At 44.7% G+C, this 26,448-nt stretch carries 24 protein-coding genes; 6 read left to right on the top strand and 18 right to left on the bottom strand.

Annotated elements, in window-relative coordinates; genetic code table 11:
* The first annotated feature begins 201 nt into the window (after positions 1-201).
* The gene (locus tag ACFI6J_RS04200) at positions 202-1,065 is read left to right on the top strand and encodes a YicC/YloC family endoribonuclease (RefSeq protein WP_039221292.1); all 864 of its coding nucleotides are present in this window, start codon (positions 202-204) and stop codon (positions 1,063-1,065) included.
* Between the two features lie 158 nt (positions 1,066-1,223).
* Here the strand turns inward: ACFI6J_RS04200 and ACFI6J_RS04195 are convergent, their stop codons facing one another.
* From ACFI6J_RS04195 to ACFI6J_RS04185, 3 genes are all read right to left on the bottom strand, one after another.
* Entirely contained in the window at positions 1,224-2,729 is a 1,506-nt protein-coding gene (locus ACFI6J_RS04195) for a tryptophan halogenase family protein (protein ID WP_156079075.1), read from the bottom strand.
* The gene (locus ACFI6J_RS04190; RefSeq protein WP_014977830.1) at positions 2,707-4,380 is read right to left on the bottom strand and encodes a tryptophan halogenase family protein; all 1,674 of its coding nucleotides are present in this window, start codon (positions 4,378-4,380) and stop codon (positions 2,707-2,709) included. Before ACFI6J_RS04190 ends, ACFI6J_RS04195 begins: the two co-directional genes overlap by 23 nt.
* Positions 4,381-4,523: 143 nt before the next feature.
* The gene (locus tag ACFI6J_RS04185) at positions 4,524-7,454 is read right to left on the bottom strand and encodes a TonB-dependent receptor (protein WP_014977831.1); all 2,931 of its coding nucleotides are present in this window, start codon (positions 7,452-7,454) and stop codon (positions 4,524-4,526) included.
* A 525-nt stretch (positions 7,455-7,979) separates the two neighbouring features.
* Between ACFI6J_RS04185 and ACFI6J_RS04180 the strand changes: the two genes are divergently transcribed.
* From ACFI6J_RS04180 to ACFI6J_RS04170, 3 genes are read left to right on the top strand one after another with little or no spacing between them, the layout of a single operon-like run.
* A complete protein-coding gene (locus ACFI6J_RS04180; RefSeq protein ID WP_061486866.1) occupies positions 7,980-9,317 on the top strand; it encodes a GH1 family beta-glucosidase in 1,338 nt (445 codons plus the stop codon).
* A gap of 17 nt (positions 9,318-9,334) precedes the next feature.
* Positions 9,335-10,942: an MFS transporter gene (locus ACFI6J_RS04175; RefSeq protein ID WP_061486868.1), complete on the top strand. Its 1,608-nt coding sequence runs from the start codon at positions 9,335-9,337 to the stop codon at positions 10,940-10,942.
* 45 nt (positions 10,943-10,987) lie between these two features.
* Positions 10,988-11,989, top strand: a complete 1,002-nt coding sequence (locus ACFI6J_RS04170) for a LacI family DNA-binding transcriptional regulator (protein WP_462555347.1) — start codon at positions 10,988-10,990, stop codon at positions 11,987-11,989.
* 140 nt (positions 11,990-12,129) lie between these two features.
* On the opposite strand, the gene ACFI6J_RS04165 is transcribed toward ACFI6J_RS04170, so the two are convergent.
* Positions 12,130-13,299: a DUF1624 domain-containing protein gene (locus ACFI6J_RS04165; protein WP_239247344.1), complete on the bottom strand. Its 1,170-nt coding sequence runs from the start codon at positions 13,297-13,299 to the stop codon at positions 12,130-12,132.
* 201 nt (positions 13,300-13,500) lie between these two features.
* Between ACFI6J_RS04165 and ACFI6J_RS04160 the strand changes: the two genes are divergently transcribed.
* On the top strand, positions 13,501-13,968 hold the full coding sequence (locus ACFI6J_RS04160; RefSeq protein ID WP_061486872.1) for a nuclear transport factor 2 family protein: 468 nt from the start codon (positions 13,501-13,503) through the stop codon (positions 13,966-13,968).
* Between the two features lie 52 nt (positions 13,969-14,020).
* On the opposite strand, the gene ACFI6J_RS04155 is transcribed toward ACFI6J_RS04160, so the two are convergent.
* The 3 genes from ACFI6J_RS04155 to ACFI6J_RS04145 all read right to left on the bottom strand — a co-directional run bounded on the left by ACFI6J_RS04155 (position 14,021) and on the right by ACFI6J_RS04145 (position 16,618).
* Positions 14,021-14,662, bottom strand: coding sequence for an OmpA family protein (locus tag ACFI6J_RS04155; RefSeq protein ID WP_014951442.1), 642 nt, complete (start codon positions 14,660-14,662; stop codon positions 14,021-14,023).
* 335 nt (positions 14,663-14,997) lie between these two features.
* Positions 14,998-16,212 carry an HD-GYP domain-containing protein gene (locus tag ACFI6J_RS04150; RefSeq protein ID WP_156087303.1) on the bottom strand — a complete coding sequence of 405 codons (1,215 nt, stop codon included), beginning with the start codon at positions 16,210-16,212 and terminating at the stop codon, positions 14,998-15,000.
* 67 nt (positions 16,213-16,279) lie between these two features.
* The gene (locus ACFI6J_RS04145) at positions 16,280-16,618 is read right to left on the bottom strand and encodes an MGMT family protein (protein WP_014951444.1); all 339 of its coding nucleotides are present in this window, start codon (positions 16,616-16,618) and stop codon (positions 16,280-16,282) included.
* 79 nt (positions 16,619-16,697) lie between these two features.
* Between ACFI6J_RS04145 and ACFI6J_RS04140 the strand changes: the two genes are divergently transcribed.
* Complete coding sequence (locus ACFI6J_RS04140) at positions 16,698-17,279, top strand: tRNA-uridine aminocarboxypropyltransferase (RefSeq protein WP_014951445.1); 582 nt, start codon at positions 16,698-16,700, stop codon at positions 17,277-17,279.
* 23 nt (positions 17,280-17,302) lie between these two features.
* Here the strand turns inward: ACFI6J_RS04140 and ACFI6J_RS04135 are convergent, their stop codons facing one another.
* From ACFI6J_RS04135 to ACFI6J_RS04085, 11 genes are all read right to left on the bottom strand, one after another.
* Complete coding sequence (locus ACFI6J_RS04135; RefSeq protein ID WP_014951446.1) at positions 17,303-17,902, bottom strand: glutathione S-transferase family protein; 600 nt, start codon at positions 17,900-17,902, stop codon at positions 17,303-17,305.
* Positions 17,903-18,065: 163 nt separating this feature from the next.
* A complete protein-coding gene (locus tag ACFI6J_RS04130; protein WP_348670324.1) occupies positions 18,066-19,052 on the bottom strand; it encodes a hypothetical protein in 987 nt (328 codons plus the stop codon).
* Between the two features lie 199 nt (positions 19,053-19,251).
* Entirely contained in the window at positions 19,252-19,665 is a 414-nt protein-coding gene (locus tag ACFI6J_RS04125) for a F0F1 ATP synthase subunit epsilon (protein WP_014951448.1), read from the bottom strand.
* A 60-nt stretch (positions 19,666-19,725) separates the two neighbouring features.
* Entirely contained in the window at positions 19,726-21,111 is a 1,386-nt protein-coding gene (gene atpD, locus ACFI6J_RS04120) for a F0F1 ATP synthase subunit beta (RefSeq protein WP_039221268.1), read from the bottom strand.
* Positions 21,112-21,144: 33 nt separating this feature from the next.
* Entirely contained in the window at positions 21,145-22,005 is an 861-nt protein-coding gene (gene atpG / locus ACFI6J_RS04115) for a F0F1 ATP synthase subunit gamma (RefSeq protein ID WP_012520217.1), read from the bottom strand.
* A gap of 58 nt (positions 22,006-22,063) precedes the next feature.
* Positions 22,064-23,605, bottom strand: coding sequence for a F0F1 ATP synthase subunit alpha (atpA, locus tag ACFI6J_RS04110; protein WP_014951450.1), 1,542 nt, complete (start codon positions 23,603-23,605; stop codon positions 22,064-22,066).
* 13 nt (positions 23,606-23,618) lie between these two features.
* Positions 23,619-24,152 (bottom strand): F0F1 ATP synthase subunit delta, encoded by a 534-nt coding sequence (atpH, locus tag ACFI6J_RS04105; protein ID WP_014951451.1) that lies wholly within the window; start codon positions 24,150-24,152, stop codon positions 23,619-23,621.
* A gap of 14 nt (positions 24,153-24,166) precedes the next feature.
* A complete protein-coding gene (gene atpF / locus ACFI6J_RS04100) occupies positions 24,167-24,637 on the bottom strand; it encodes a F0F1 ATP synthase subunit B (RefSeq protein WP_014951452.1) in 471 nt (156 codons plus the stop codon).
* A 45-nt stretch (positions 24,638-24,682) separates the two neighbouring features.
* The gene (gene atpE, locus ACFI6J_RS04095) at positions 24,683-24,904 is read right to left on the bottom strand and encodes a F0F1 ATP synthase subunit C (RefSeq protein WP_012520222.1); all 222 of its coding nucleotides are present in this window, start codon (positions 24,902-24,904) and stop codon (positions 24,683-24,685) included.
* A 99-nt stretch (positions 24,905-25,003) separates the two neighbouring features.
* Complete coding sequence (atpB, locus tag ACFI6J_RS04090) at positions 25,004-25,837, bottom strand: F0F1 ATP synthase subunit A (protein ID WP_239247346.1); 834 nt, start codon at positions 25,835-25,837, stop codon at positions 25,004-25,006.
* Positions 25,838-25,938: 101 nt separating this feature from the next.
* Positions 25,939-26,325, bottom strand: coding sequence for an ATP synthase subunit I (locus ACFI6J_RS04085; protein ID WP_239247348.1), 387 nt, complete (start codon positions 26,323-26,325; stop codon positions 25,939-25,941).
* Positions 26,326-26,448: the final 123 nt, after the last annotated feature.

Raw genomic sequence — 26,448 nt, 5'->3', positions numbered from 1 at the left:
ATTCGATGTAGCTACGAAATTGCGCCTAAGTATAACGCAATACCCGCGGCCGTTAAAAACGAACTTTACATGTTTGCTTATTGAATTACGTAAATGTGCGCTAATATACAAAATACAAGAAAACCTGCTGTAGATATTCACGTATACAACACGATGTTCGGGTTGTTTTTGCAGGCTTTCAGTTAAATTTAAAGGATATTTATGATTTACAGCATGACAGCGTTTGCGCGCGTAGAAACCAAAAAAGAGTGGGGCTCAGCCGTGTGGGAAATACGCTCGGTCAACCAACGCTTTTTAGAAACTTATTTTCGCCTGCCGGAGCAGTTTCGCTCATTGGAGCCGGTTTTACGTGAACGATTCCGTAAAAAGCTAGCTCGAGGTAAGGTCGAATGTGCGCTGCGTTTTACTGCCAACGATGCTGCTGTAACTAAGCTAAGCTTAAACGAAGAGTTGGCTAAGCAAGTGCTTCACGCCGCTGACTGGGTGCAATCCCATGGCCAATCCACGGGGGTTAACCCGCTAGACGTTTTGCGCTGGCCTGGGGTAATCGCAGCGGAAGAGGCCGATATGGACACCATCCACGCTGACGTAATGGCCGCGTTCGACCAAGCACTTAACGATTTTATTAGTGCCCGCGCTACCGAAGGGGAAGCCCTTAAAGGTATGATCACACAGCGCCTAGATGCCATTGAAGTGGAAGCTGAAAAAGTGGCCGCACGTATGCCTGAAATCATGGTGTGGCAGCGAGAAAAAGTGCAAACCCGCTTTGAAGAGGCAAAGGTTGAACTTGATGCAGGCCGTTTTGAACAAGAAATGATCATGCTGGCGCAAAAAGTAGATGTGGCAGAAGAGTTAGATCGTCTAAATGCTCACGTTAAGGAAACCCGCAATATCCTTAAGAAGGGTGGAGCAGTAGGCCGCCGTCTTGATTTCATGATGCAGGAGTTTAACCGCGAATCGAACACGTTAGGTTCAAAGTCTATCAGCACCGACATCACACAATCGGCGGTTGAACTTAAAGTCCTGATTGAGCAGATGCGCGAGCAAATTCAGAATATTGAGTAATTAAAAGCAGACTCTAACTCATTCAATAATTAACACCAAGCCCAGCTTTCTAGCTGGGTTTGATACTTCTGTAGGGCGTTTGGTAGCTCGTCAGTTACGAGCTGCTTGAGTCACTGTTGACGCGCTACCTGCCGCCAACATCTAACGCTTCTAATAACTCATTTCAGATACTGTGTTAAGAAGGCCTCATGCGAGGGGAGTTTAGCCACGTGATTATCCACCTGCTGCTTTAATCCTGCCATAAACTGCTTAAGTGACTGTTCACTCATCTCATCGGCAACACGATGATACTGGCTAGGTGTCATGCCTTGGCCCATTAATACTTGGGTCCAGGAATCAACACGGAAAATATCTCCGTCATCTAAAAATACACGGCCAGATTCAGCAAACAAATCCAATTTATGTTTAAGAGAAGACGGAATATCCATGCGTTGACACTGCTGCCAAAAGGGGCTGTCCTCGCGCTGTGTCACCTTGTAATGCATAACAATAAAATCGAGTATGGCCGACATTTCGCTATCAAACTTATTATTGTATTCGTCGATTGCGCTTTGGGTTATGCCATCGAAAGGGAATAGGCGCATTAAGCGTATAAGGCCAGTCATGATTAGATGGATACTGGTCGACTCTAAAGGCTCAATAAAGCCACTGGATAGCCCTAGCGCCACGCAGTTTTTATTCCAACCACGCCTGCGTTTTCCAGGAGTAAAACGAATCACTCTCGGCTCATTAATGGGCGCGCCTGTCACCTGCGATTTAAGTGTATTGATGGCGTCTTCATCGCTCATAAATCGGCTACAAAATACCAATCCATTACCCATTCGTTCTTGAAGAGGTATTTGCCAGCACCAACCGGCCTGATGTGCCACACTTTTGGTGTATGGCACAGGTGGGGCTGTAAGCTCAGTTTGCATAGCTACCGCACTATCGCAGAAAAGATAGTGTCGCCAATCGTCGTAACCGGTGTGAAGGGCTTGTTCAATAAGCAGCCCTTTAAAGCCTGTACAGTCTATGAAAAAGTCGCCATCTATGACTTCATCGCTTGCTAATCGAAGGGACTGGATGTTGCCTGATTGCGGGCATACTACGACCTTTTCTATATCTCCTTCCTTGTGAGTTACCCCAGCATCACACGCTAGAGACTTTAAAAATCGACCGTAAGCAACGGCATCAAAATGATAGGCAAAGTTAAGCGGCATGGCTTCTGATGTGGCGAACTTGCTCTGTTTAGCGGCAATAAGTTCCGGGCAATAATCACCAAATTCACCACCAAATCCGTATTCTTTAGCCCTCAGCCAAAAATGGTGAAACTCGCCAGCCCAACACTCTCTTCCGGTTATACCAAAAGAATGAATATAGCTGTGACCTTGTTCACGCCAATTTTCAAACTCAATACCCAGTTTGAACGTGGCTTGTGTGGCACGCATAAATGCTTTTTCGTCGATGCCAAGCAACTTGTGAAATGTTCTAATAGGCGGAATAGTCGCCTCGCCCACACCTACAATACCAATATCTTTCGACTCGACTAACGTAACGTTTATTGACTTACCCAAAAGCCGTGACAGCGCTGTGGCCGCCATCCATCCCGCAGTACCGCCACCCGCAATGACTACGTTCTTAACGGGCGTTTGATTTTTACTGCTATCTAAACCCGATACGGTCATAAGAGGTGTCCTTTTTATCTGAAGTATTTTTTATGTCATTACAACTCGAAGCTGAAGCGTGCTCGTTCTTTTCACGTTGAGCATGCGAGGGCACGTGTTGTTTTTCGTTGCTGTAGCGCTTTGCAATATCATTGAGCAAAACTCTGTTAGACGGCAATCCCTGCAGATAAGCGTTTTTAGTTTGTTGTAAGGTTTCGCGAATGTGAACTGCTTTACGCTTATGCTCTTCATTTAGCCGTAAAGGCGATGTAGAAGAAGAAAAGCCCATTCCATATAGTACATACTGATAGCTAGCAGAGGGGAAAATCTCTTCGTTCTCGATAAGATCTAAGCGTGAAGGGCTTTGATACTTCCACAGTTCAAGCAATTCAGCGAGAGAATCGGGTATGGACGCCTTATCTCTTTGCGCTAACCAATACGGCTCTTCTCTATCGCTTAAAGCATAATGTAGTTTTAGAAAGTCGATAACGCGCTGCCAGCGATATGCAAAGCGCGAGTTGTAGCGCTTACTGACTATTTCCATGTGTGCTTTGTTTTGCGGAAAAGCCTCACAGAGCATACGTAAGCCAAGCTCGACCATAGCAATGGCTGATGCTTCAAGCGGTTCAACAAACCCCGAAGACATACCTAAGCTCAAACAGTTTTTTACCCAAAACTGTGATCTATAGCCAGGCTCAAAGGAGAGTGTACGAAAAGAAAGCTCTGCATCTTGTGCACTAGGGTAACGTTCACGAACGTAGTCAATCAGCACCTGCTTTGCTTGATCTTCATCTGTGAATTGAGAAGAGTAAACTAGGCCTACACCTCGGCGGTGCTGCAACGCAATATCCCACGTCCACCCACAGGTTTGTGCAGTGGCCACTGTGGTACTTTTTATTTCAGCATCTTCGTTTGAATAAGGCACTTGAAGCGCAACAGCGCGATCATTGAGCATTGTGCGCTTAACGGGTATCCAAGGAATAGCAAAGTGTTTATTGATGAGCAGGCCGCTGTGGCCTGAACAGTCAATAAATAGATCGCCAACTATTTTTTTCCCGTCCTTTGTTGATACGCTTTCAATATCTCCGTTTTGATGAGAGTGAACACTGTCAACATGACCAACGACGTGAGCGACATTTAACTTGTCTACGCAATGATTTTTTAACAGCTCAGCAAACTTTGTGGCGTCGAAATGGTAACCGTAATTGAGCACATGGGCGTAGTCCGGCGTAGCAATTTGCTTTGGCGCCTTGCCTGCGGCACACATGGCGGCTTGTAACGAAAACACATCTTCGTACGATGTGTTTGGTGCGATTGATTTCCAACATGTATAAATATCGAGCTCGTTGTAGCCTGTTGGAACGGTAAATGGATGATAATAGCAGTGCCCGCCTTTACGCCAATTAACAAAGCTGGAGCCTTGCTTGAAAGCGCCATGACACAGCGTTAAGAATTCCGTTTCACTAATACCAATATCAAGAAGGGTATCGCGCAGTGACGGCCAAGAGCCTTCGCCCACACCTAAAGAAGGGATGTTGGGTGACTCTATCAAGGTAACGGTGTGATTCGCGCTTAGTTTTGCGGCAAGTATCCCTGCTGCAAGCCACCCAGCCGTACCACCACCGACAATGACGACCCGATGCATACTGCTATGACTTTCGTTATCACTCATACGTTAAGAACCACGATATGCCCCACTGCACTTCTACAAACATGTTCAGTCGTTTTTCTGGTTACTATTCAAACAGCACTATGACAAAAAAACCCGCTAAAGCGCAACCCTAAGCACTTTAGCGGGTAAACACACCCCAATCGTTAAAACTTGTAGCGAACTCCCAGTGCATAGCGAGCGCCAAGCTCATCTAATTTCCACAACATAGCACTTGTTCTGCCGTGTCTACGGATATTTTCATCTGTGATGTTTATCCCTTCAAATGACACCGTAAGATCTTCAGTGATGTCGTAAGAAACATTGAAGTCTATTTGTGAATAGTCTTCGGTATAGCCCGGCTCATTAATGTACTGAGAGGTTGTATCAAGGAACTTATCACGCCAGTTGTAGGCAATACGCGCTTGCAAAGCATCTTTCTCATACATCAAGATGAGGTTTGCTGTGTCACTTAGTCCCACAAGGGCAAACTGAGTTATCGATGGATTTGCGTCATTATCAAAACCAATATCACCTTGCACTGTGGTGTAGTTAGCCAGTACCCCGAAGCCGCTATCACCAAAGAAGTGCTGCGCAGCAAGTTCGAAACCGTAAATATTCGCCGCTTTATTGTTAACAGGTTTAGAGTTAATGAAGGTAATCAACGGATCTTCGCTATTGGGCAGCACATCGAATTGCTGCTCAAACTGCTCGTCAGTCAACGAGTCATACTCGATACCGTTTTCCATCGCAGCAACCATGTTAAACAATGACGTGTCATTAATTGGAATACCACGCGCCTCTAATTCAGCGCGAGCCGCCTCTGCACGCGGTCCATTGGTAACGTCTCTCAACCCAAAGATATTTTCTTCAACTTGTTCATTACCGATAAAGTTCTTAACACGCTTATCGTAAAAACCAACCGACACATAGCTTGTCTCATCGAAATAATATTCGAATGAAAGATCAAGGTTGTCTGATTCTAATGGTATCAGCGATGGGTTACCTGAACTCGCGGTGGCGGTAATGCTGTCAGTAAGAATTGTCGGCCCGCTTTGAGGCGATACTGTCGCAGCGGCGCTCAAGTTGTTGTACGTGGGTCGCGCTATTGTCTTACTGTAAGAGAATCGCGCAATCATGTTTTCAACAACTTCGATATCGAAATCTAATGCAGGAAGTACATGGTCGTAACTTGATTCAACTTCAACATCTTCCATGTCGCTTCCAAAGCGGACGTTGAAGTCATTATTACCTTCCCACGCAATGCCGCTAGGTAAACTTATATTTGCAATTGAAGTTACATCGGTATTTTCGTAGCGTACACCTGCCAACAGGTTGTACTCCATGCCGTTTAACTCGCCAGATAAATCCAATTCGAAATAAACCGCTGTTATGTCTTCTTCAATAGTACGGTTAGTTGCAAACGGGTTGTTGGCAAGAAAATCAAAACCGTATTCTTGAGCAGCAAATGCACCAATTTGCGCAACGCTACCGGTAAAGCCCTGAGAGAACATCCCCTCAGTATTGAAATCGCTAAACTCACTCGCCAAATCCAGCGGTGTTAACGAACCAGCAGGAAGCTCACCCGGGTTCTCAATTCCCCAGTTGCCCATGGTGTGGCGGGTTAGAGATTGGAGCGATGTGCTCTCCATTGAGCGTGACTCAATACCAAAGTTAATGCTTCCGGTATCCATAACGTAAGAGCCATCAAGACGAGCTTGAGTAATTTCGGTGTCTTGCGACGAGAAATTCATGTCCAATATCGATGTACCTACGTCATCTTGGTCAAGCACGCCATTACCGTTAAGATTATCACGAGCTTCATCGTCAAAATCGACGAACATAATAGGGAAGTCGCCTCTGAAATCGACACCTTGCCCTTTAACTACGTTTGCGCCTAAACCAAGATTTGTCCACGTTCCATAGGGCGCATCTGGGCGTCCTTCTGCCGTCGAATTATGAAGGTCGAAGACTAGAGTTAGCTCGTCATTTACGAAGTACTCAAGGTTTAAGCCGATCGACTTGTTTTCGTTGACTTGGTTTAGTTCTTGAAGCGCCAAGCCTAGATCACGAGGTAGCAAATCTCGGCGTTCTTGAGTTATCAATACTGGCGTTTTTACCGTTTCATCATCAAAGGTTAGTTCGGTGAAGTACCTATCATCCATCCATATCGATTGCTCGGCTCGAGCTTCGTATAAGTCTTGCTTTGAATAGGTGTAATCAAGCGTGGCCGTCATTTTTTCTGAAGGAGCAAACTGGAACGTTAGCTGTGCATTCGTTCTTTCACGCTCTCGGTCTGCCATGTAATAACGTAAATCTGAGGGAATGGCGAAAAGCTGTCCCATGGCTGGTGCGTTGTTCAGCACAATTGGGTCACCGCTATCTGGGTTCGCTGGATCAGGTGATTGGGGCACCGTGCCATCAAATGGATTTACGCGCCACTCGTTCACAAACGCACCTTGTGCAGCACTGTCACGCTGTTGGAATGAACCGGTAAACGTAACGCCAAAGGTATTGTCATCATTGAGGTAATTGATGAAGCCAGATACTTCAGGCGTAACATCATCACCTACACGGTTAGTCGTATCATGCAGTGCTTTTGCGCCTACACTTGCGGTAATGCCATTGTCAGATGCTTGAAAGGGACGTGCTGTTCGTATATTTACCGTAGCCCCAATCCCCCCAGTTGCAATACTCGCTCTACCTGTTTTGTACACTTCAACCGCTCTAACACTTTCAGAAGCAAGGTCAGAAAAATCGAAGGCGCGAGAATTTGCTGCTCCGCCACCACCAGGTAACGCAGAACCAGGCATCGTACGTCCATTCAGCGTTACCATATTAAAGTCAGGTCCAAAACCACGCGCTGTGACTTGGCTTCCTTCACCATTATTCCGACTAATTGAAATACCAGTAATACGCTGTAGTGACTCTGCTAAGTTAGTATCAGGAAATTTACCAATATCTTCTGCTGAGATGGCATCAACAACACCAGCAGAGTCACGCTTGATACCCATCGACTCTTGAACACTACTTCGTATACCTGATACCTGAATAACTTCTATGTCTTTTTCTGTTTCTTGCGCCGTCGCAGATGACATCACACCGCTACTCAAAGCGGTCCCGAGTATCAATGACAAACTTGCTGCGATCTTGCTTTTATTTGGTGTTGTTTGTGTCACGGTCTATCTCTCTTTAATAGTGGCTTTTATATGTGTTGTGAACCTTACGCGCCGCCAGAAAGGGCTTTCCCAAAGAGAAGCTAGAATACCCAGGCGTAAGAAAGCGCTTTCCGAACATTAATTCAACAAAAGTTTAAGATCAACACATTTTTTACAATTAATTCACAGACAACAACTATATCGGAGAACACCAAACTCCTCATAAAAAATACAAAACTATTATATTCAACAATTTATAATAAAACCAAAACTCTATTAGATTCCTGTGATAGCCATAGAAATATTATCAGTCACTTAATTCCATTAACGTAAAAATGACATAAATATGAGAAAGCGCTTTCTAATTGTTTTTTATTTGTGCTATAAACCGCTTTGTTATTTCAGATTCATTGTACTGCCAGCATCCGTTTAGAATTTGTGCAGTAAGAAAAAGGTTATCGACATATGAACAGCATTTCGCTTCCCGCAGGCAGTCCCTTACTCAAAAATTCGTTTCTTTATGGAACTGCCACGTCAAGTTTTCAGATAGAAGGGGATGTCGATAACCGTCTCGAATGTATTTGGGATAGATTTTGTGAACGGCCTTCAGCCATTGCTGATCACTCCAATGGCGATGTCGCCTGTGATCATATTGCTCGGTGGAGAGAAGATTTCGACATTTTGTTAGACTTAAATGTAGACGCTTACCGTTTCTCTATTTCTTGGCCGCGCGTTATCACTCAAGAAGGTGAGCTAAATCCAAAAGGCGTTGCCTTTTATAAAACGCTAGTTGATGCGTTAAATGAAAAAGGCATTAAGCCATTTGTTACCCTTTATCACTGGGATCTCCCTCAGCACCTGGAAGATAAAGGTGGGTGGCTTTACCGACAAACTGCTTATGCATTTGAAGACTATGTTGACAAAATAACGCAGGCGTTAGGCGAGTCCGTTTTTTCCTATGCAACGTTCAATGAACCTTTTTGCAGTGCTTATTTAGGGTATGAAATAGGCGTACACGCCCCGGGCAGAACGGGTAGAAAATACGGAAGAACTGCGGCTCATCACATTTTGCTAGCACACGGCCTTGGGATGAAGGTGCTTAGAAAAAATGTCCCAAATAGCGAAGCCGGTATAGTATTGAATTTTACGCCATGCTACCCCGCCACACAAAAGACAGAAGACCTCTTAGCCACCCGCAAAGCAGATGACTATATCAACCAATGGTATATGCAGCCTTTAATGGAGGGAAGCTACCCCGAAGTGTTATTTGATATAGACGAAGCGGATAGACCACCAGTTGAAGCTGGTGATATGGAGACAATCTGTCAGCCCATCGATTTCTTAGGGGTAAATTTCTACACGCGATTACACTATTCTGCGCCCGAAGAGAAAGGCGCATTGTATTTCGAGCATCCTCATCAAGGTCCATTGACCGATATTGGTTGGGAAATCTATCCAAAAGCGCTTTATGATTTACTTACTTCATTAAACGAACGATATACGCTCCCTCCCATTTTTATAACTGAAAATGGTGCTGCAATGGCAGACGAACTCAAAGATGGTCTTGTTAATGATGTTGATCGGGTTGATTACTACAATGCCCATTTAAACATGGTACACAACGCAGTGATTGATGGAGTAGAAGTGAGTGGTTACTTCGCATGGAGCCTCCTTGATAACTTCGAGTGGGCGGAAGGATATGAAAAGCGATTTGGGCTAGTTTATGTGGATTTTGAAACGCAAAAGCGTACGCTTAAACTTAGCGCCAATGCTTACAAAGCGCTCATAGCAAGCCGAACATAACAACAGTGGAAATAGCAATGAACCATAAGCTGACATTAAAAGAAAAAGTGGGTTATGGCATGGGCGACGCTGCGGCCAATTTAGTTTGGCGGGGCGCACTTGCATATTTGGCGGTATTTTATACCGATACGTTCGGTATTACAGCCGCTGCAGCTGCGATGCTATTTCTTGTCGTTCGTCTTTCTGACGGTGTGACCGATATTATCATGGGAATGATTGCTGACAGAACCCAGACTAAGATGGGAAAGTTTCGCCCTTGGATATTAGGCTCCACCCCTTTTCTTGGCCTTTTCATGGTCCTTTGCTTTACCACACCTGATCTCTCGTATTCAGGCAAACTCATTTACGCTTACCTGACCTACATCGGACTAACCTTAGCGTATACGGTTAATAATGTACCGTACTCAGCGCTAATGGGCGTGATGACCAGTGATGATAGAGAGCGTACAAGTTTGTCTGGCTTTCGTTTTGCTGGGGCATTCTTTGGTGGACTGCTTGTTATGGGATGTTTGCCTATGCTGGTGGACTTGCTAGGCCAAGGGAACACTGCTGTAGGGTATCAATATACCATGTGGTTGTTTGCCACGTTGCTTATCATATTAATGTGTGTAACAGTTTTTACCACGAAAGAGCGCGTTACGTTGCAGCAGGTTTCAAAGCCTCAAGACACTAAACTGGACTCTCCAAAAACAGAGACAGGTACCCAAGTAGCGCCCGCTCCTCGTTCACTAACATCTGAACTCATCGACTTGGGAAAGCAACTACCGTTAATTCTAGTTCCTCTTTCAGCAATAACCGCCTTCTTTTATTATCGAGACGCTTTAACTGGGGCAATCTTCATTACTGTTATAGCGCTTACTACTATTGCAATTAAACGGTTAATTCGCCGACCGGAAGCCGAGAACACCCGTTCTCAGCAGGATATTATCGACCTGCTTTCCAATAAACCCTGGCTAATTTTGTTAGGAATGGGTTTTCTAACCATGATGTTTAATGGCATCAAATATGGCGTTATTGCCTACTATTTCAAATATTACGTGGGCAATGAGCTACTCACAGGCTACTTTTTCATTTCACTGCTGGTGGTGTCGATTTTCGGCGCATTAGCAACGTCCAAATTAGCCGCTATGTTTGGTCGCAAGAAGCTCTTTATTATCGCGCTGTTAGCAAGTAGCGTATTGACCTCTGGCATTTATTTTGTTCCTCAGAAAAGCGTGAGCGCCATATTCATTCTAGGTTGCAGTGCAGAGTTTTTTGCCGCCATATTGCCTACCTTATTTTTCTCTATGCTAGGAGACTCGGCAGACTACAGCGAATATAAGACAGGTCGAAGAGCCACCGGACTCGTCTACTCTGCAGGCTCTTTTGTTCAAAAAACAGGGGGAGGCTTCGCAGGGGCGCTCGTCTTGTTGGTACTAGGAAGCTATGGCTATAACGGTCTTGATATCAATACAATTAATCAAACGCTTCCAGGTATGAAGTCTTTAATGAGTTGGATACCGGCCCTATTTGGCTTTGCTGGCGCGGCGTTAATCTGTCTGTACCCATTAAATGACGAAAAACAAAAAGAAGTTACACAAGCTTTACTCTCTCGACGTAGCGAACAACCGCCGATATCGGCATAATACAGTCAGTTAGAGTGATTGTTTTAGAGAACGAGGTCTTATCACGTGCCCACCATTTATCAAGTTGCCGAGCGTGCAGGTGTTTCTTTATCTACGGTATCCCGCGTATTAAATGGTAAGGCTTCGGTAAACAAAGTACTGAAAGAACGCGTAGAGAAAGCGGTTAAAGAGTTAAATTACCGCCCAAATTCTGTCGCTCGTTCATTGGCAAATAACCGCACTGACAGCGTCGGGGTACTCGTACCTGAACTCAACGCCCCGTTTTTTGGCGATCTGATGCAAGCTGTGGAGTCAACGCTGCGTGCCGCAGATAAACATGTCATTATTTCGGTAGGACGAAATTGCCTAGAAACAGAGAAAGATGCGGTAGAGTTTCTTATTAGCCGTAACTGCGATGCACTCATCATGCATGCTGAAGCATTATCCGATGAGTATTTATTGGAGTTAAACCAGTCGAAACTTCCCGTTGCTTTGGTTAACAGGCAGGTAGAAGGGCTACCTGAGGCATGCACTAGCCTCGATAATGAAAAGGGTGGATATCTGGCTACCCGCCACTTACTCGAGCTAGGCCATAAAGACATTGCATATATCTCTGGTCCGCCTGACAAGTGTGACGCGAGCTTGCGCTTGGAGGGACATAAACGCGCCTTGTCGGAAGCAGGGTTGCCCATAAACCCACAGTTGATATTTAACGGCGACTATTCTGAAGAAGACGGGAAAATTGGCTTGTTAGAGCTCATGGCACGCGATGTGCCTTTCACGGCTTTAGTGTGCGCCAACGATTGGATGGCATCGGGTGCGATAAGCTGCGCGAGAGATTTAGGCATGAGCCTTCCCCACGACTTGTCTGTGGTCGGTTTCGATGACGTGGTATTTGCCCACCATGTTTTTCCTCGTCTTACCACGGTCAGTAACCCAATTGCGGAAATGGCTGAAATGTCAGCCAAATACATACTTAATAAAGTATATGGTCAGGCTAATAACGTTCAGCTGTATTTCGAACCTTCCTTGGTTGTTCGGGAGTCTACGGTAAAACATGAAGGATGAAGCCAAGTTGGTAAGTCGTAAACCGACTTTCATCTAAACTCTTAATTAAAACTTTCAATTAAGCGCCTTTCGCTCCCAATAGCGCACTTTGCTACCCACCTTAATGATGATACGACCCACAATAGACGCGAAGGCCTGTCTTACAAGTATTTAAGCCAAGGGGCGTGGTGCTTTGATTTATAGGCGCTAAACCATTTAACAGGGAAATAAAGCACTAAACTAAGGCCAGCAGCTATTAACCATATTTGCCAAATATGGTCTACTCCCACGTATTTTCCTTTATTCGCCTCCCAAATAAAGAATGCAATACCGTACATCACCAGCAATACGTACAAATGCAGGATGTAGAAAAACATCGGGACCGAGCCAAAGGTGTCAAGAAACGCAAACTGCGTATCCTTAACGCGCTCGAAAGCAAACAACAATAGAAACATGCCGGCCAGTGTAAAGAGCAAAAATGCTAAAGACGGGGGGTACTTAGTCAAATTAAGTAATGACATCAACGTAGTGATGGCACTTTGTTGTAGCTCCCAAGGCAAGGTCTCACCATAAATATTTAAACCGCGAAGTAGGAAAAATAGGCTGAGCGACACTGCAAATAAACCAAGCAACCACCGACCGCGTCGCGCTTTATCAAGCTGTTGACTGTAAAGAGGCCCACATGCATAACCGAGCAGTATTACCCCTATCCAAGGAAGCACGGGATAACTCACTTTAATGTTTAGGGCGGCTGACTGAAGTATATATCCTCTATCGTGCAGCATTGTCCAAAGCGTATAGCCTGTTTCATGTGGAACATAGCTAATTGGCGTTAGTGCATTATGTCCAAAGACAATTAAGAGGCCTAAAATGAGCAACAGAGTTCTTGGAAGATAACTCAATACAGCCAGAGCAATCATGCTGATACCTATGGCCCACATCACCTGAAGATAAAGCGTTTGGAAACTCGCCCCCCAGCTAAACGTAATAAATGTGACCTCTAAGAACAAAATAAACAATCCACGCTTAATTAAGAACTCTCTGACATTACGTGTCGGCTTAGCCTTATTCGCTGAGTCCATTGGATTGGGATAGAGCCATGCAGACAGCCCCGTCAAAAACACGAATGTGGGTGCGCAGTAATGGGCGGCTAACCGTGTGAAAAATAGAGAAGGTGACGTAGTATCGATATCCATAGGATCAGATACCTGCAAATGCAGAAAAAAGCGCTCTCGCACGTGATCGATAAGCATAATCAGCATGACCAAGCCACGCATCATATCGATGCTTCGAATACGGTTTCGTTGAATACTAGAAGACATTTTAGCCATTACATCAAGGAGGAAATATTTGCTATCAACACAACTTCGTTCAGAATTTCGCGGTAGTTTTAGCCACTTACTGCATCGATAGTTAAACGATTAACCCAATGCTATAACATTGCAGTAAACAGTGGCAATTATTTGCTTCGAATATACTAATGATGCGTTCAACAGCATAATAAGAAATACTAGAAGAAAAACGGAGTCACTATGAAATATCTATTGTTAGGTCTGGTCATGCTTGCTGTTGCGACGACGGCCGTTGCGAACAACGACCGCGACGCAGTGAATCAGACACTTAATGCTCTACATCACAATGCGTCTATTGCAGACTTTGAGCAGTATTTTGGTTTGTATCACGACAGCGCTATCTTTATTGGCACCGACGCATCTGAGGTATGGACCAAAGAAGCGTTTAAGGCGTATGCCAAACCTCACTTTGACAAGGGCAGAGGATGGACATACCACCCGCGAGACAGGCATATCTATTTTTCCCCTAATCACGACGTAGCCTGGTTCGATGAACTGCTCGATAATGAAAGCCTGGGAGAAACACGAGGCACGGGTGTCTTAATAAAAGAGGGAGCGAAGTGGAAAGTAACCCAATACCATTTAACGATCCCTATCCCCAACGCGCTTGCAGATAGCGTTGCTAGTCAAATTAAAACCATGCAATAAAAAAAGCCCCGACGTAACGGGGCCTTTGTTTCTCTTTGTGTCTTAACTACCTTTAGGTATTAGACTGTGTGAGTGGTTGAATTTCCATCTCTACTCGACGGTTCATCGAGCGGTTTGCTGCACTATTGTTAGGTACTTTAGGTGCGTATTCGCCCATACCTACCGTCGTGATACGCGTCGGGTTAACGGAATAGTTAATAAGTAAATTCTTAACCGCTCCTGCACGACGCTCAGATAAAGACTGGTTGTACTGCTCAGAGCCAGTGTCATCCGTATGGCCTTTGATCATAAGAACAGTTTTTTCGTAGTTGTTTACAACTTTGGCAACGTCTTGAAGAACCGGATTGAAGTTAGGGCTGATGCTAGAACTGTCAGTAGCAAAGGTAATGTCGCCCGGCATGATCAATCGCAGATTATCGCCTTCTCGCACAACTTGAACGCCAGTATCAGAAAGCTCATTTCGAAGCTCTTCTTCCTGTTTGTCCATGTAGTTACCTATCGCACCACCTGCGATTGCACCTACCGCAGCGCCCCACGCATAACGACTTTTGTCGTTATCACCTGTCGCTTTACCCAGCAATGCGCCTACTACCGCACCAATAGCGGCACCTTTTTGCGTATTATTCGGATCAGTTGCGCAACCTGCTACCGTTAGTGACGCAGCAATCAAACTTACAGCAAGAGTCTTTTTCATAACTTCCTCTTATTTCAATTAAAAGCTTAATATTGATGAGTTGCATTTATCCATTGCCACTCTCAATAAGCTCAGTGTTAGTTTTGCATTAAACAACTACAGTGATAGCAATTAGCGTTCCACTGGCAAATATTCTGTATGTAAGCAACAACGAGTATCTGAGCGCCACGAGTTCGTTTCCTGCTTAACTTTTCCTTAAGATCAGCACTCAAAGGCACTACAGCACTTCTTGTTTAGAGGAGTGTAGGACATCAAACCTGAACGTTAGCTAAATGAACGTTGGAATAAAGAAGAAAAAATGCGTTGGTACACAGTGTAAATACTACACTGTGTTGCTAAAAAGTAACGTTGTAGCCTATTGAAACTGAGCGCTCAAAAAATGCGTTCACATCAATCTTATAGTCAGACGCTATGACGGCTTTGTTGATACTGACTGTTTTATCCGATGATAGGTCAACATCTTTCGGCGTTAGATAGTGGTTACTGCGAACCGAATAAAAAACCTTTACGAGTGGCGTAAGTGGGGAGTCTCTATGTTCAAGCACCATCGCTAATTTATCATTTGATAATAGAACTAGGCTCCCTACGGGGTATACGCCCAGACACTTTATAAACTGTTGAACGAGCGACTGGTCAAGACGCGTTGGCGCATCACTCATCAAAATAGAGAATGCCTTTTGGCTAGACATACCGGCCTTATACACCCGGTCCGCGGTGAGTGCATCGTACATATCGGCAATGGCAAGCATTCGGCCTGCTTGACTAATATCCTCACCTTTGGTCCCAGCAGGGTAGCCTAACCCGTCCAATCGCTCATGATGCTCACTAATCGCTTGAATCAGTGGCTGCGCAATTTCCGTACTTTTTAAATAGTCGACCCCGTGCTTTACATGACCTTTCATGATCTCCATTTCGCTGTCCGTAAGGCGGCCTGGCTTATGAAGAATTTCATCTGGAATTTTGATTTTGCCCAAGTCGTGTAGAAAGCCAGCATAGGAAAGGTCTTGCACCTCTTCTTCAGACATCCCTAAATACTTGCCAAAATTGGCGAGTAAAATAGCAACGTTCAGAGAATGCTCTAGTAAATAGTCGTCTTTTTCTCGAATTTTAGTCAGACAAAGCAACGCATCGGGGTTTCTATCTACCGACTCTACCAACTTGTTTGAAAATGCTTTGGGAATACTCGCATCAAAAGGCGTCTCTTTTTGTACATTGGCAAGTAACAACTTTTGAATTGCCTTTCCTTGCTCGTGAAGCTTTGCGGCTCTTACCAGCTCATTTTCTAGTGATACTTTTTTTGATTTTACCGGCTGATCAGAAGGCGAGTTTTGGTGCTTTTCCACAGTGGCCGATGAGCTAGGTTGCTCAACGTTAAACGCCTTATCTGTATCAATGGCGAGGGTTTTCACACCTCGCTTTCTAAGTGTTTTAACCACGTCATCAGACGTAACGCGGCCTTGGCTCGTAACCCTCAACGCACCTTTTTGCTCTAAAATTTGATGAACAAACATGCCTGGCACTAACTGATCAATAGTAATCTTTTTTATCATCTTATATGCACTGCACTATATTAATCGCCATATATTTGCTAACTGCTTTCATATAAAAAGTGAAAGCTCAGTACTCTAACTCTACTAGTATAGTGTGTAAATCTGGCTTCCAACCAAACTTCGTCATATTCACTCGGTAGTTTTTAACGACCACACCTTCCTCTGCTAATCGCTCTCGCTGCTCATCCGCTTTATCAGAGCCAGCAGGAAAAGCAATTTTACCGTCAGCACGTAGTACGCGATGCCAGTGGCAGTCAGCATTTATCTCTCTTAAACACTTTCCCATCATTCTAGCTCTGCCGGGTAATCCACACAGGTCAGCGAGCAAGGCGTAACTTATTACCTGTCCCTCAGGCACTAAAGAAAGCGTTTTCTCTACTCTAGATTGTACTGCTTCATTCGGCATGTTGTATATTATCCTATCTATTAAGTTACTTAGTTAATAAGTGCGATAAACGTTCAAAAGAGAATAAAGAAATTCAGTTATGCGCCTTTATTGTGAACACTGTGGATATCCTCAAAAAACCTGTATTTGCTCTCACATTAACACAGTAGATACATCGTTAGAGATTGTGATAATTCAACACGAAAAAGAAGCACTTCACGCCAAGAATACGGCGCGCTTAGTTTCATTGTGTATTCCTTCGACGCGAATCATACTTGCTAATGATGTCGTCGCTATGCAATCCCTATCCGAACACTGCTCACGTCGACATTCAGTGCTTGTTTACCCAAGTGAATGCAGTACACCGATAGAAAATGTCGATGCCGTTGCACGTTCTGAGATCACAACGCTAATTCTAATAGATGGAAGTTGGAAACAAGCATTTGGTCTAGTTAAACAGAACCCATGGTTAACAAAGTTACCAGCGTTTCACTTCATTTCTGCACCCACTTCTAACTATGCTATTCGTCATACGACATTAAGCAATGCACTTTCCACGCTAGAAGCAACAGCTTATGCGCTACAGTGCTTAGATCAAATCGACGTTTCTGGGCTTTACAGAGCACAGAGAGCCTTACAAGATAAGTGGCAAGGCCCTATGTCACATAGAAGGCATTTCTAGCGTAGAACTTCGTTTAGCGCACATTACGCGTTCATGGGAACGAAGCCCTTTTGATCTTTGACTAAACTTATCCAATTTCGAATGGCAGGATAGGCGGAAAGGTCAAACCCGCCCTCGTGGGCAACGTGGGTATACGCAAACAATGAAATATCCGCAAGAGTTAACGTGTCACCTAGCAAAAACGGCGTAATTTTAAGTTGATGCTCCATGACAGCTAGTGCGCGATATCCACCCGCTTGTTTAGATTCGTACTCCGCTTTCCTGTCCTCGGGTAGCCCTAAATAAACATTGATGTAACGAGCAACGGCGATATAAGGCTCGTGACTGTATTGTTCGAAAAACTGCCACTGTAAAAGTTGCGAAAAACTATAGGGAGAAGAGGGGATTAAAGGAGTGTTAGATGCCAGGTAGTGCATGATGGCATTGGATTCTGACAACACCCTGCCGTCGTCTAGTTCAAGCAACGGAATTTTCCCATTAGGGGTCTTTTCTAGGAAAGAAGGAGCGCGTGTTTCTCCTTTCATAATGTCCACATCAATCCATTCGCAGGTTTTACCTAACAAAGAAAGAAGCAGTTGGAGCTTGTAACAGTTTCCTGAACGCGTGTCGCCGTATATTCGCACAATGATATCTCTATGACCTAAGAAGATTTACCATACCAACGCAATGTGAATACGACAATTATTAATAGCTGTTAGGGTGCGAGAAGGGATTAAGCGAGCCTTGTCTAGATACCACATAGACCGCTGCGAAAAGATAAGGCAAAGAACAACAGACCCGAATAGACTAATGATAGCGAGGGAGTTGAATTAACCATTCAACAATGAACAATAGAACCCAAGAAATCGGTATTAACGCAATACACGCAGCCACTCTAGCCTTATCTCTTGGGGCAAAAACCCTCGCCCCCATTTTTAAGACTCGTTCTTTTTCGCTTTCTAGTTGCTCAATTGACGCAGCTGTAGAGAATTCTTCGTGCTTTGCACATCGTTTAATACCGTCTTCTATGTTTTCCTCAAGGTGCAGAACAGCAGCTTTCTGCTCTTTCTCAAGCATACTTTTAAGCTTTATTACCGGCCAAAATAGATAAACGCTCACTATCCCCGTGAAGAACGTCACTACTAGTACATCAATGGAAGGAATGTCTTTTTTCAACCAAAAGATAGGAAAAATGGCCAGTGCTCCCATCGCAAATATGCTGTTAGTTGTTCCTAATTTTAAAATCGTCATGATGGACTTAAGTCGGTCAATATTTCCACCGGCTTGGGGCAAAACTTTAGAAGTTAGGTACTTAATGTTGGAGGAGATCTGAAACAAAAATAAAATGGCCAAGAACCAAAAGGGGACGGCTGTGGCCGTTAAGAATAAAACGTGTATTTCTTGTTTTACCGTGATCAATCCTTCGAATATGCAGTAAACAATCGTGATCATAATAGAAATGATGATTGCATTGAAAATATGGTGTCTAAATTCAATGGCGAGTTCTCGCCTATGCGCCGAAAACTGACTAAGCTGATTGGTTTTTACAAGCAAAGAAATAAGGGTGCTAGCCACGTTTTGATGCATTAAACGAAGCGCAAACCAAAAGTATCCTGTAATAAGCGACATACCAATAGCAGAGTTGAAGTCGCGCTGTGCACGTACATTTCCCACTTCAGGCCAATCTAACGCACCCGTAAAATAATGCACTGAAAGTAAAATCAGTGTTGATAGCAGAGGAAAAAATCCAATAGAGGCACCTTTGTGCATGTTGGAATACGGGTTAAGCTTCATTTCTATAATTCGTTACAGGCAAAGGTGGCACTAGAATTAGCGCCGATTACGTTTTAATTTAAATCGGTTAAAACGCTCTAACGATAAGCTTTGTGTAGTGCGATAGCAATAAAAATAAACGTAAGAGAATGTGAACGACCACTTTTCGTTCGGCAATAAAAAACCCGCCATTTGGCGGGTTTTTTCAAAGCTGTGCTTTTTACTTGCGTAACTTCTGAATAAGACGAAGTTGAGCAATAGCTTCTGCAAGCTCGTGAGCTGCTTCAGCGTAGTTAAAGTCAGCGCCTGGGTTGGCGATGTGCTCTTCTGCACGTCGTTTGGCTTCTTCTGCTGCCTGCTCGTCAAGATCTTCAGCTCGAACCGCGGTATCAGCCAGTACGGTAACATTGCCAGGTTGTACTTCTAGTACACCACCTGCAACATAGATTACTTCTTCTTCACCGTGCTGTTTAACCAAACGCACCATACCAGGTTTAATAGCAGAGATAAGTGGCGCGTGCCCTGGGTGAATACCCAGCTCACCTTCGCTACCTGTCACCTGAATCGCTTCAACGCGACCTGAGAAAATCGCTTTCTCCGCGCTTACTACGTCCAAATGTACTGTCATTGCCATGTGAACCTCCTGATTAGGTACGTTAGCATGATGCTAGGCTAGCAACTGCTAGCCCTGTCATTATGCTTTCTTGGCTTTCTCTAGCGCTTCTTCGATAGAACCAACCATGTAGAAGGCCTGCTCTGGAAGGTGATCGTATTCACCGTCTAGAATGCCTTTAAAGCCACTGATTGTGTCTTTTAGCGATACATATTTACCAGGTGCACCAGTAAATACTTCTGCTACGAAGAACGGCTGAGATAGGAAACGCTGAATTTTACGAGCACGTGATACCACTTGCTTGTCTTCTTCAGATAGTTCGTCCATACCTAGGATCGCGATGATGTCTTTCAGCTCTTTATAGCGCTGAAGAACAGTCTGTACGCCACGTGCTACGTCATAGTGCTCTTGACCAATTACTAGCGGGTCTAGCTGACGAGACGTTGAATCTAGTGGGTCTACCGCAGGGTAGATACCTAGAGACGCGATATCACGAGAAAGTACTACCGTTGCATCCAAGTGAGCAAAGGTTGTCGCTGGAGATGGATCAGTCAAGTCATCCGCAGGTACGTATACCGCTTGGATTGAAGTGATTGAACCTGTCTTCGTTGACGTAATACGTTCCTGAAGTACACCCATCTCTTCTGCAAGAGTAGGCTGGTAACCTACCGCAGATGGCATACGACCTAGAAGTGCTGATACCTCAGTACCTGCTAGGGTATAACGATAGATGTTATCTACGAAGAATAGAACGTCACGGCCTTCGTCACGGAACTTCTCAGCCATTGTTAGACCGGTAAGTGCAACACGTAGACGGTTACCCGGTGGCTCGTTCATCTGACCGTATACAAGCGATACTTTATCAAGTACGTTTGATTCGTTCATTTCGTGATAGAAGTCGTTACCCTCACGTGTACGCTCACCAACACCAGCGAATACTGAGAAACCGCTGTGCTCGATTGCGATGTTACGGATAAGCTCCATCATGTTTACGGTTTTACCTACACCCGCACCACCGAATAGACCAACTTTACCACCCTTAGCGAATGGACAAACCAAGTCGATTACTTTGATACCAGTTTCTAGTAGTTCTACCGAGCTAGACTGATCTTCGTAGCTAGGCGCTTCACGGTGAATAGACATACGCTCTTCTTCACCAATTGGGCCAGCTTCGTCGATTGGGTTACCCAATACGTCCATGATACGACCAAGTGTCTTCGTACCAACTGGAACCATGATTGGGTTACCGGTATTTTCTACTGCAAGACCACGTTTTAGTCCATCAGTAGTACCTAGTGCGATGCCACGAACAACACCACCACCTAATTGCTGTTGCACTTCCAGGGTTAGACCTGACAAGTCACCTTCGGTAACTTGTAGTGCGTCATAAACTCTTGGTACCGCATCTTGTGGAAATTCAATATCCACAACGGCGCCAATGATTTGGACGACCTTACCTTGACTCATAATTTGTCCTCGTTATCTCTTTTAAACCTTTGCCTACACCGCTGCGGCACCGCTCACAATCTCACTGATTTCTTGTGTGATTGCAGCCTGACGCGCTTTGTTATATACCAGTTGTAACTCATCAATGAGGTTACCGGCGTTGTCGGTTGCTGCCTTCATGGCAACCATTCGCGCAGCTTGTTCTGACGCCGCGTTTTCTACAACACCCTGATACACCTGAGACTCAATGTAACGAACCATTAGTGCTTCCAAAATCTCTTTTGGATCTGGCTCGTAGATGTAGTCCCAACGATGTTGATATTCTTCGTCTTCTGACTTTGGCAAAGGCAATAACTGATTGATCACAGGTTTCTGTGTCATGGTGTTAACGAAGTCATTGAATACCAAGAATACTCGGTCAATTTGTCCTTCGTCGTACGCTTTAAGCATAACGCGTACAACACCCACTACATCGCTCACAGACGGCTTGTCACCTAAACCAGATTCAGCAGCAAGCAACTTGCCACCAAAGCGGTTGAAGAAACTGCACGCCTTAGAACCTAATGCAGCGAAATCCACTTCTACACCCTGTTCACGCCATTTTTTGACGTCTTGAGTGACGAGCTTAAATTCATTGGTGTTCAAGCCACCACATAAGCCTCGGTCAGTGGAAATCACAATGTAACCGACGCGCTTGACTTCACGCTCTTCCAAATAAGGATGGCGATATTCAAGGTTACCGTTTGCAATGTGACCAATCACTTTAAGCATATTTTGTGCATATGGACGGCCAGAAGCCATGCGTTCCTGCGCCTTTTTCATTTTAGACGCAGCAACCATTTCCATCGCACTGGTAATCTTCTGAGTATTTTTGATACTCCCAATCTTACCTTTTATTTCTTTACCGCTGGCCATGACTATCTCTCCGATTACTCAACGAATTGCGCTGGTGGTTAAACACCAGCACCATTGATTACCAAGTTTGTGTCGCTTTAAAGTTTGTTAAAGCGTCGTTCAACTTAGAGGCAATCTCGTCGTTGTAGTTACCTGATTCGTTGATAGTCTTCATAAGGTCAGCGTGTTCGCTGTTCATGTAAGAGTGAAGAGCGGCTTCAAAATCTAGGATTTTGTTAAGCTCGATACCCTTAAGGAAACCTTTTTCTACCGCGAACAGAGATACACCCATATCAGCAATTGAAAGTGGTGCGTACTGCTTCTGCTTCATTAGCTCAGTTACGCGCTCACCGTGCTCAAGTTGCTCACGAGTTGCGTCATCAAGGTCAGAAGCAAACTGCGAGAACGCCGCAAGTTCACGATACTGAGCTAGGGCTAGACGGATACCGCCACCCAACTTCTTGATGATTTTAGTCTGTGCAGCACCACCAACACGAGATACCGAGATACCAGCGTTAACCGCTGGACGGATACCTGCGTTAAACAAGTCAGTTTCTAGGAAGATCTGACCGTCGGTAATTGAGATTACGTTAGTTGGTACGAATGCAGATACGTCACCAGCTTGCGTTTCGATAATTGGAAGCGCAGTCAATGAACCTGTCTTACCTTTCACTTCGCCGTTTGTGTAACGCTCAACGTATTGTTCGTTTACACGTGCAGCACGTTCTAGTAGACGTGAGTGAAGGTAGAATACGTCACCTGGGTAAGCTTCACGGCCTGGTGGACGCTTAAGTAGTAGTGAGATTTGACGGTAAGCAACAGCTTGCTTAGACAAATCATCATATACGATTAGCGCGTCTTCACCGCGGTCACGGAAGAATTCACCCATAGTACAACCAGAGTAAGGCGCTAGGTATTGAAGCGCAGCAGACTCAGATGCAGATGCTGCAACCACGATAGTGTGGTCAAGTGCACCGTGCTCTTCTAGTTTACGTACTACGTTAGCGATAGTAGATGCTTTCTGACCAACCGCTACGTACACACATTTAATGCCTGTACCTTTTTGGTTGATGATAGCGTCAACAGCCATTGCTGTTTTACCACACTGACGGTCACCGATGATAAGCTCACGCTGACCACGACCTACTGGGATCATGGCATCAACTGACTTATAACCAGTCTGTACTGGCTGGTCTACCGATTGACGCTCGATTACGCCAGGTGCAATTTTTTCAACTGGCTCGAAACCAGCTGCGTCGATTGCGCCTTTACCATCGATAGGCTCACCTAGTGTGTTAACAACACGACCTAGTAGTGCATTACCTACTGGTACTTCAAGAATACGACCAGTAGATTGTACTTTATCGCCTTCTTTAAGGTCCGCATAAGGACCCATAACAACTGCACCTACAGAGTCTCGCTCAAGGTTTAGTGCAATTGCGTAACGGCTTCCAGGAAGCTCGATCATTTCACCTTGCATTACATCTGCAAGGCCGTGAATGCGGATAATACCGTCTGTTACTGCGACGATAGTACCTTCATTACGTGCTTCACTGCTTACATTGAACTGTTCAATTCTTTTCTTGATCAGTTCAGCAATTTCAGTGGAATTAAGTTGCATGCTCTTATCCCCGTTATGCTTGCAACGCGTCTGCTAGACGGTTCAATTTCGACTTTACGGAACCATCAATAACTGTATCGCCGGCATTAATTACCATTCCAGCGATCAGGGCAGGGTCCACGTTACAATTAAGCTTCACTTTACGTGCCAAACGTTTTTCCAAAGATGCAACCAACTCGTTTTGTTGTGCATCAGTCAGCGTAGATGCTGAGGTTACGTCCACTTCTATTTCTTTGTCGTAATCTGCTTTAAACGCATCAAACAAAGTAGAAATTTCAGGCAACGCGGCTAAACGTTTATTCTCAGCCAAAACCTTAACCAGGTTTTGGCCGTGTTCGTCGAGTTGCTCACCACAAACATTGTTAAAAATGTCGGCAAGCGTGTCAGCGGCAACCGCACCAGACAAAAGCTGGTGCATGTCATCGTTCGCTGCTACAGCGCCTGCAAAGGCGAGCATTTCTTGCCATTTTGCAACGGCATCTTTCTCGACAGCAAAATCGAAAGCAGCTTTAGCATAAGGACGAGCAACGGTTGTCAATTCAGACATGGCTCATCTCCCTATTAAAGCTCAGCGACAAGTTTTTCAACAATGTCGTTTTGTGCGTTTGCATCGATTTCACGTTGTAAGATTTGCTGTGCGCCAGCTACTGCAAGTGCAGAAACCTGCTTGCGCAAATCTTCTTTGGCACGATTGCGTTCAGCTTCAATCTCGGCATAACCAGAAGCGATAATCTTTTCGCGTTCCGCATGGCCTTTTTGCGTTTCTTCGTCAACCAATTGGTTGGCACGCTTTTTAGCCTGCTCGATAATTTCAGCTGCTTGCGCTTTCGCATCTTTCAATTGCTCAGTAGCTTTCGCTTGAGCAAGCTCTAGGTCTTTCTCTGCACGCTCAGAAGCTTCAAGCCCATCGGCAATTTTCTTCTGACGTTCTTCAATCGCTGCCATTAGTGGAGGCCATACATATTTCATGCAGAACACCACGAACACAGCGAAGGCGATTAATTGACCAATAAAAGTGGCGTTAAAATTCACAATCGCCCCTCCTCTTAAAGTTCGCTAAAAAAGTGTTTAGTAGAATTAGGCACCAACAGCGAACAATAGGTATAGAGCGATACCAACACCGATCATCGCGATGGCGTCGATAAGACCCGCTACGATGAACATCTTAACTTGTAGTTGAGGTGCTAGTTCAGGTTGACGAGCAGCAGATTCAAGGAATTTACCACCTAGTAGACCGAAACCAATAGCGGTACCTAGGGCACCAAGACCAATCAGTAGTGCAACAGCGATGTATAACATTTACGTCTCCGATTTAAGTTAAATTTAAAGTTAATGTTTAAAAGTCAAACTCTGTAAAAACGGTGTCGATTAAAAATCAAAACCGACACCCGTTAATGCTTAGTGGTCTTCACACGCCAGGCTTAAGTACACGATGGTAAGCATCATGAAAATAAACGCTTGAAGCGGAAGTACCAGAATATGGAACACAGCCCACATGAAGTGCAGTGGAAGCTGGAAATAACCAATTGTAGCAATCAAAATGAAGATTAGCTCACTGGCATACAAGTTACCGAACAAACGCAGTGCTAGTGAAAGCGGACGCGCAAGCAAAGTAACGGTTTCAAGAATAAAGTTCACCGGAATAAAGATAGGGTGACCGAAAGGCTGCATAGTCAGTTCTTTTGCAAAACCGCCAATGCCTTTCATCTTGATTGAATAGAAAAGAATAAGAATAAACACGCCTGAAGCCAGTGCGAACGTTAAGTTAAGGTCAGTGGTTGGAACTGCCTTGTTGTAAACGTCGTGTGGATCCATGCCAAAAGCCGCTTGGCCGATAAGACCAGATACCCATGGAATAAGATCAACTGGCACCAAGTCCATAAGGTTCATTAGCAATACCCATACAAAGATAGTCAGTGCTAATGGCGCAATAAGTGCGCTCTTACCATGGAAAGTGCTTTTAACGTTGTCGTCAACAAACTCAACAACAAGCTCAACAAACGCCTGCATTTTGCCAGGTACGCCGGTTGTCGCTTTTGAAGCAACGCTTCTAAAGATAATTAGGAAAAGAAGACCAAGACCGATAGACCATGCCAGTGTATCAACATGCCATGCCCAAAAACCGGCGCCAGAACACGCTTTGTTAAAAGCAATTCCGTTGTCAGTTGAGCACATGGTGGCATTGGTCAAGTGGTGCTTGATGTATTCTGAGGTAGTGTATTCAGATGCCATTGTTTAACCCAAGTTGTAAAGTGTAAAAATTTGGTGACTGGTTCTTTTGTCTCAATCGGTCGAATACGTTGTTTTCGTTATCGCAACGCCTCGCGCTGTCTTTATTCTTTCGTACCGTAATGAAACATGGCTAGCCCGTGGCTAGCGGTTGTAATCACAAATGCCATGAAAATCTCTAATGGCGAGGCGTTTAAGCCTTTAAAAGCAATTACAAATAAAATGATTGTCAGTGCCAGCTTCAATTTTGAGCCTTGGCTAAAACTTCGTGCAACAAGGTCGTTTTTACTGGCACCTGCGTAACGAAACGCGAAAGCCATAAAAACACTGTTCGGCAGAATGCTGATTAAAGCGCCTGCCGCTGCCGACATGGCGGAATGACTTCCCCCTGCGGCGCCTGCGAAAGCGGTAACGACTAGGGCTGTAATAGCCTGAAAAAGTAGCCCTTTCTTGGCGAGGTCTAACCCGCGTTTTGCTAACTTGTTCGTCACTTTTACTCGCAGCTTGTTCACGTCTTACAAAAAGCGTCAGAAGTATACTGTTTTACCGACAATTTTCAACAGTACAACGCTTTTTGAAAGTTATTCTGAAAATTTTCTATTGCTATAACCGGA

This window comes from Alteromonas sp. G4i13 (genome assembly GCF_054960505.1).
This window is presented reverse-complemented; position numbering and strand designations above follow the sequence as displayed.

What these genes read in the sequence shown, in the direction of transcription:
- ACFI6J_RS04200 (WP_039221292.1), top strand. Translation starts at nt 202, where the DNA reads ATGATTTACAGCATGACAGCGTTTGCGCGCGTAGAAACCAAAAAAGAG.
- ACFI6J_RS04195 (WP_156079075.1), bottom strand. Translation starts at nt 2,729, where the DNA reads ATGACCGTATCGGGTTTAGATAGCAGTAAAAATCAAACGCCCGTTAAG.
- ACFI6J_RS04190 (WP_014977830.1), bottom strand. Translation starts at nt 4,380, where the DNA reads ATGAGTGATAACGAAAGTCATAGCAGTATGCATCGGGTCGTCATTGTC.
- ACFI6J_RS04185 (WP_014977831.1), bottom strand. Translation starts at nt 7,454, where the DNA reads ATGTCATCTGCGACGGCGCAAGAAACAGAAAAAGACATAGAAGTTATT.
- ACFI6J_RS04180 (WP_061486866.1), top strand. Translation starts at nt 7,980, where the DNA reads ATGAACAGCATTTCGCTTCCCGCAGGCAGTCCCTTACTCAAAAATTCG.
- ACFI6J_RS04175 (WP_061486868.1), top strand. Translation starts at nt 9,335, where the DNA reads ATGAACCATAAGCTGACATTAAAAGAAAAAGTGGGTTATGGCATGGGC.
- ACFI6J_RS04165 (WP_239247344.1), bottom strand. Translation starts at nt 13,299, where the DNA reads ATGGCTAAAATGTCTTCTAGTATTCAACGAAACCGTATTCGAAGCATC.
- ACFI6J_RS04160 (WP_061486872.1), top strand. Translation starts at nt 13,501, where the DNA reads ATGAAATATCTATTGTTAGGTCTGGTCATGCTTGCTGTTGCGACGACG.
- ACFI6J_RS04155 (WP_014951442.1), bottom strand. Translation starts at nt 14,662, where the DNA reads ATGAAAAAGACTCTTGCTGTAAGTTTGATTGCTGCGTCACTAACGGTA.
- ACFI6J_RS04150 (WP_156087303.1), bottom strand. Translation starts at nt 16,212, where the DNA reads ATGATAAAAAAGATTACTATTGATCAGTTAGTGCCAGGCATGTTTGTT.
- ACFI6J_RS04145 (WP_014951444.1), bottom strand. Translation starts at nt 16,618, where the DNA reads ATGCCGAATGAAGCAGTACAATCTAGAGTAGAGAAAACGCTTTCTTTA.
- ACFI6J_RS04140 (WP_014951445.1), top strand. Translation starts at nt 16,698, where the DNA reads ATGCGCCTTTATTGTGAACACTGTGGATATCCTCAAAAAACCTGTATT.
- ACFI6J_RS04130 (WP_348670324.1), bottom strand. Translation starts at nt 19,052, where the DNA reads ATGAAGCTTAACCCGTATTCCAACATGCACAAAGGTGCCTCTATTGGA.
- ACFI6J_RS04125 (WP_014951448.1), bottom strand. Translation starts at nt 19,665, where the DNA reads ATGGCAATGACAGTACATTTGGACGTAGTAAGCGCGGAGAAAGCGATT.
- atpD (WP_039221268.1), bottom strand. Translation starts at nt 21,111, where the DNA reads ATGAGTCAAGGTAAGGTCGTCCAAATCATTGGCGCCGTTGTGGATATT.
- atpG (WP_012520217.1), bottom strand. Translation starts at nt 22,005, where the DNA reads ATGGCCAGCGGTAAAGAAATAAAAGGTAAGATTGGGAGTATCAAAAAT.
- atpA (WP_014951450.1), bottom strand. Translation starts at nt 23,605, where the DNA reads ATGCAACTTAATTCCACTGAAATTGCTGAACTGATCAAGAAAAGAATT.
- atpH (WP_014951451.1), bottom strand. Translation starts at nt 24,152, where the DNA reads ATGTCTGAATTGACAACCGTTGCTCGTCCTTATGCTAAAGCTGCTTTC.
- atpE (WP_012520222.1), bottom strand. Translation starts at nt 24,904, where the DNA reads ATGTTATACATCGCTGTTGCACTACTGATTGGTCTTGGTGCCCTAGGT.
- atpB (WP_239247346.1), bottom strand. Translation starts at nt 25,837, where the DNA reads ATGGCATCTGAATACACTACCTCAGAATACATCAAGCACCACTTGACC.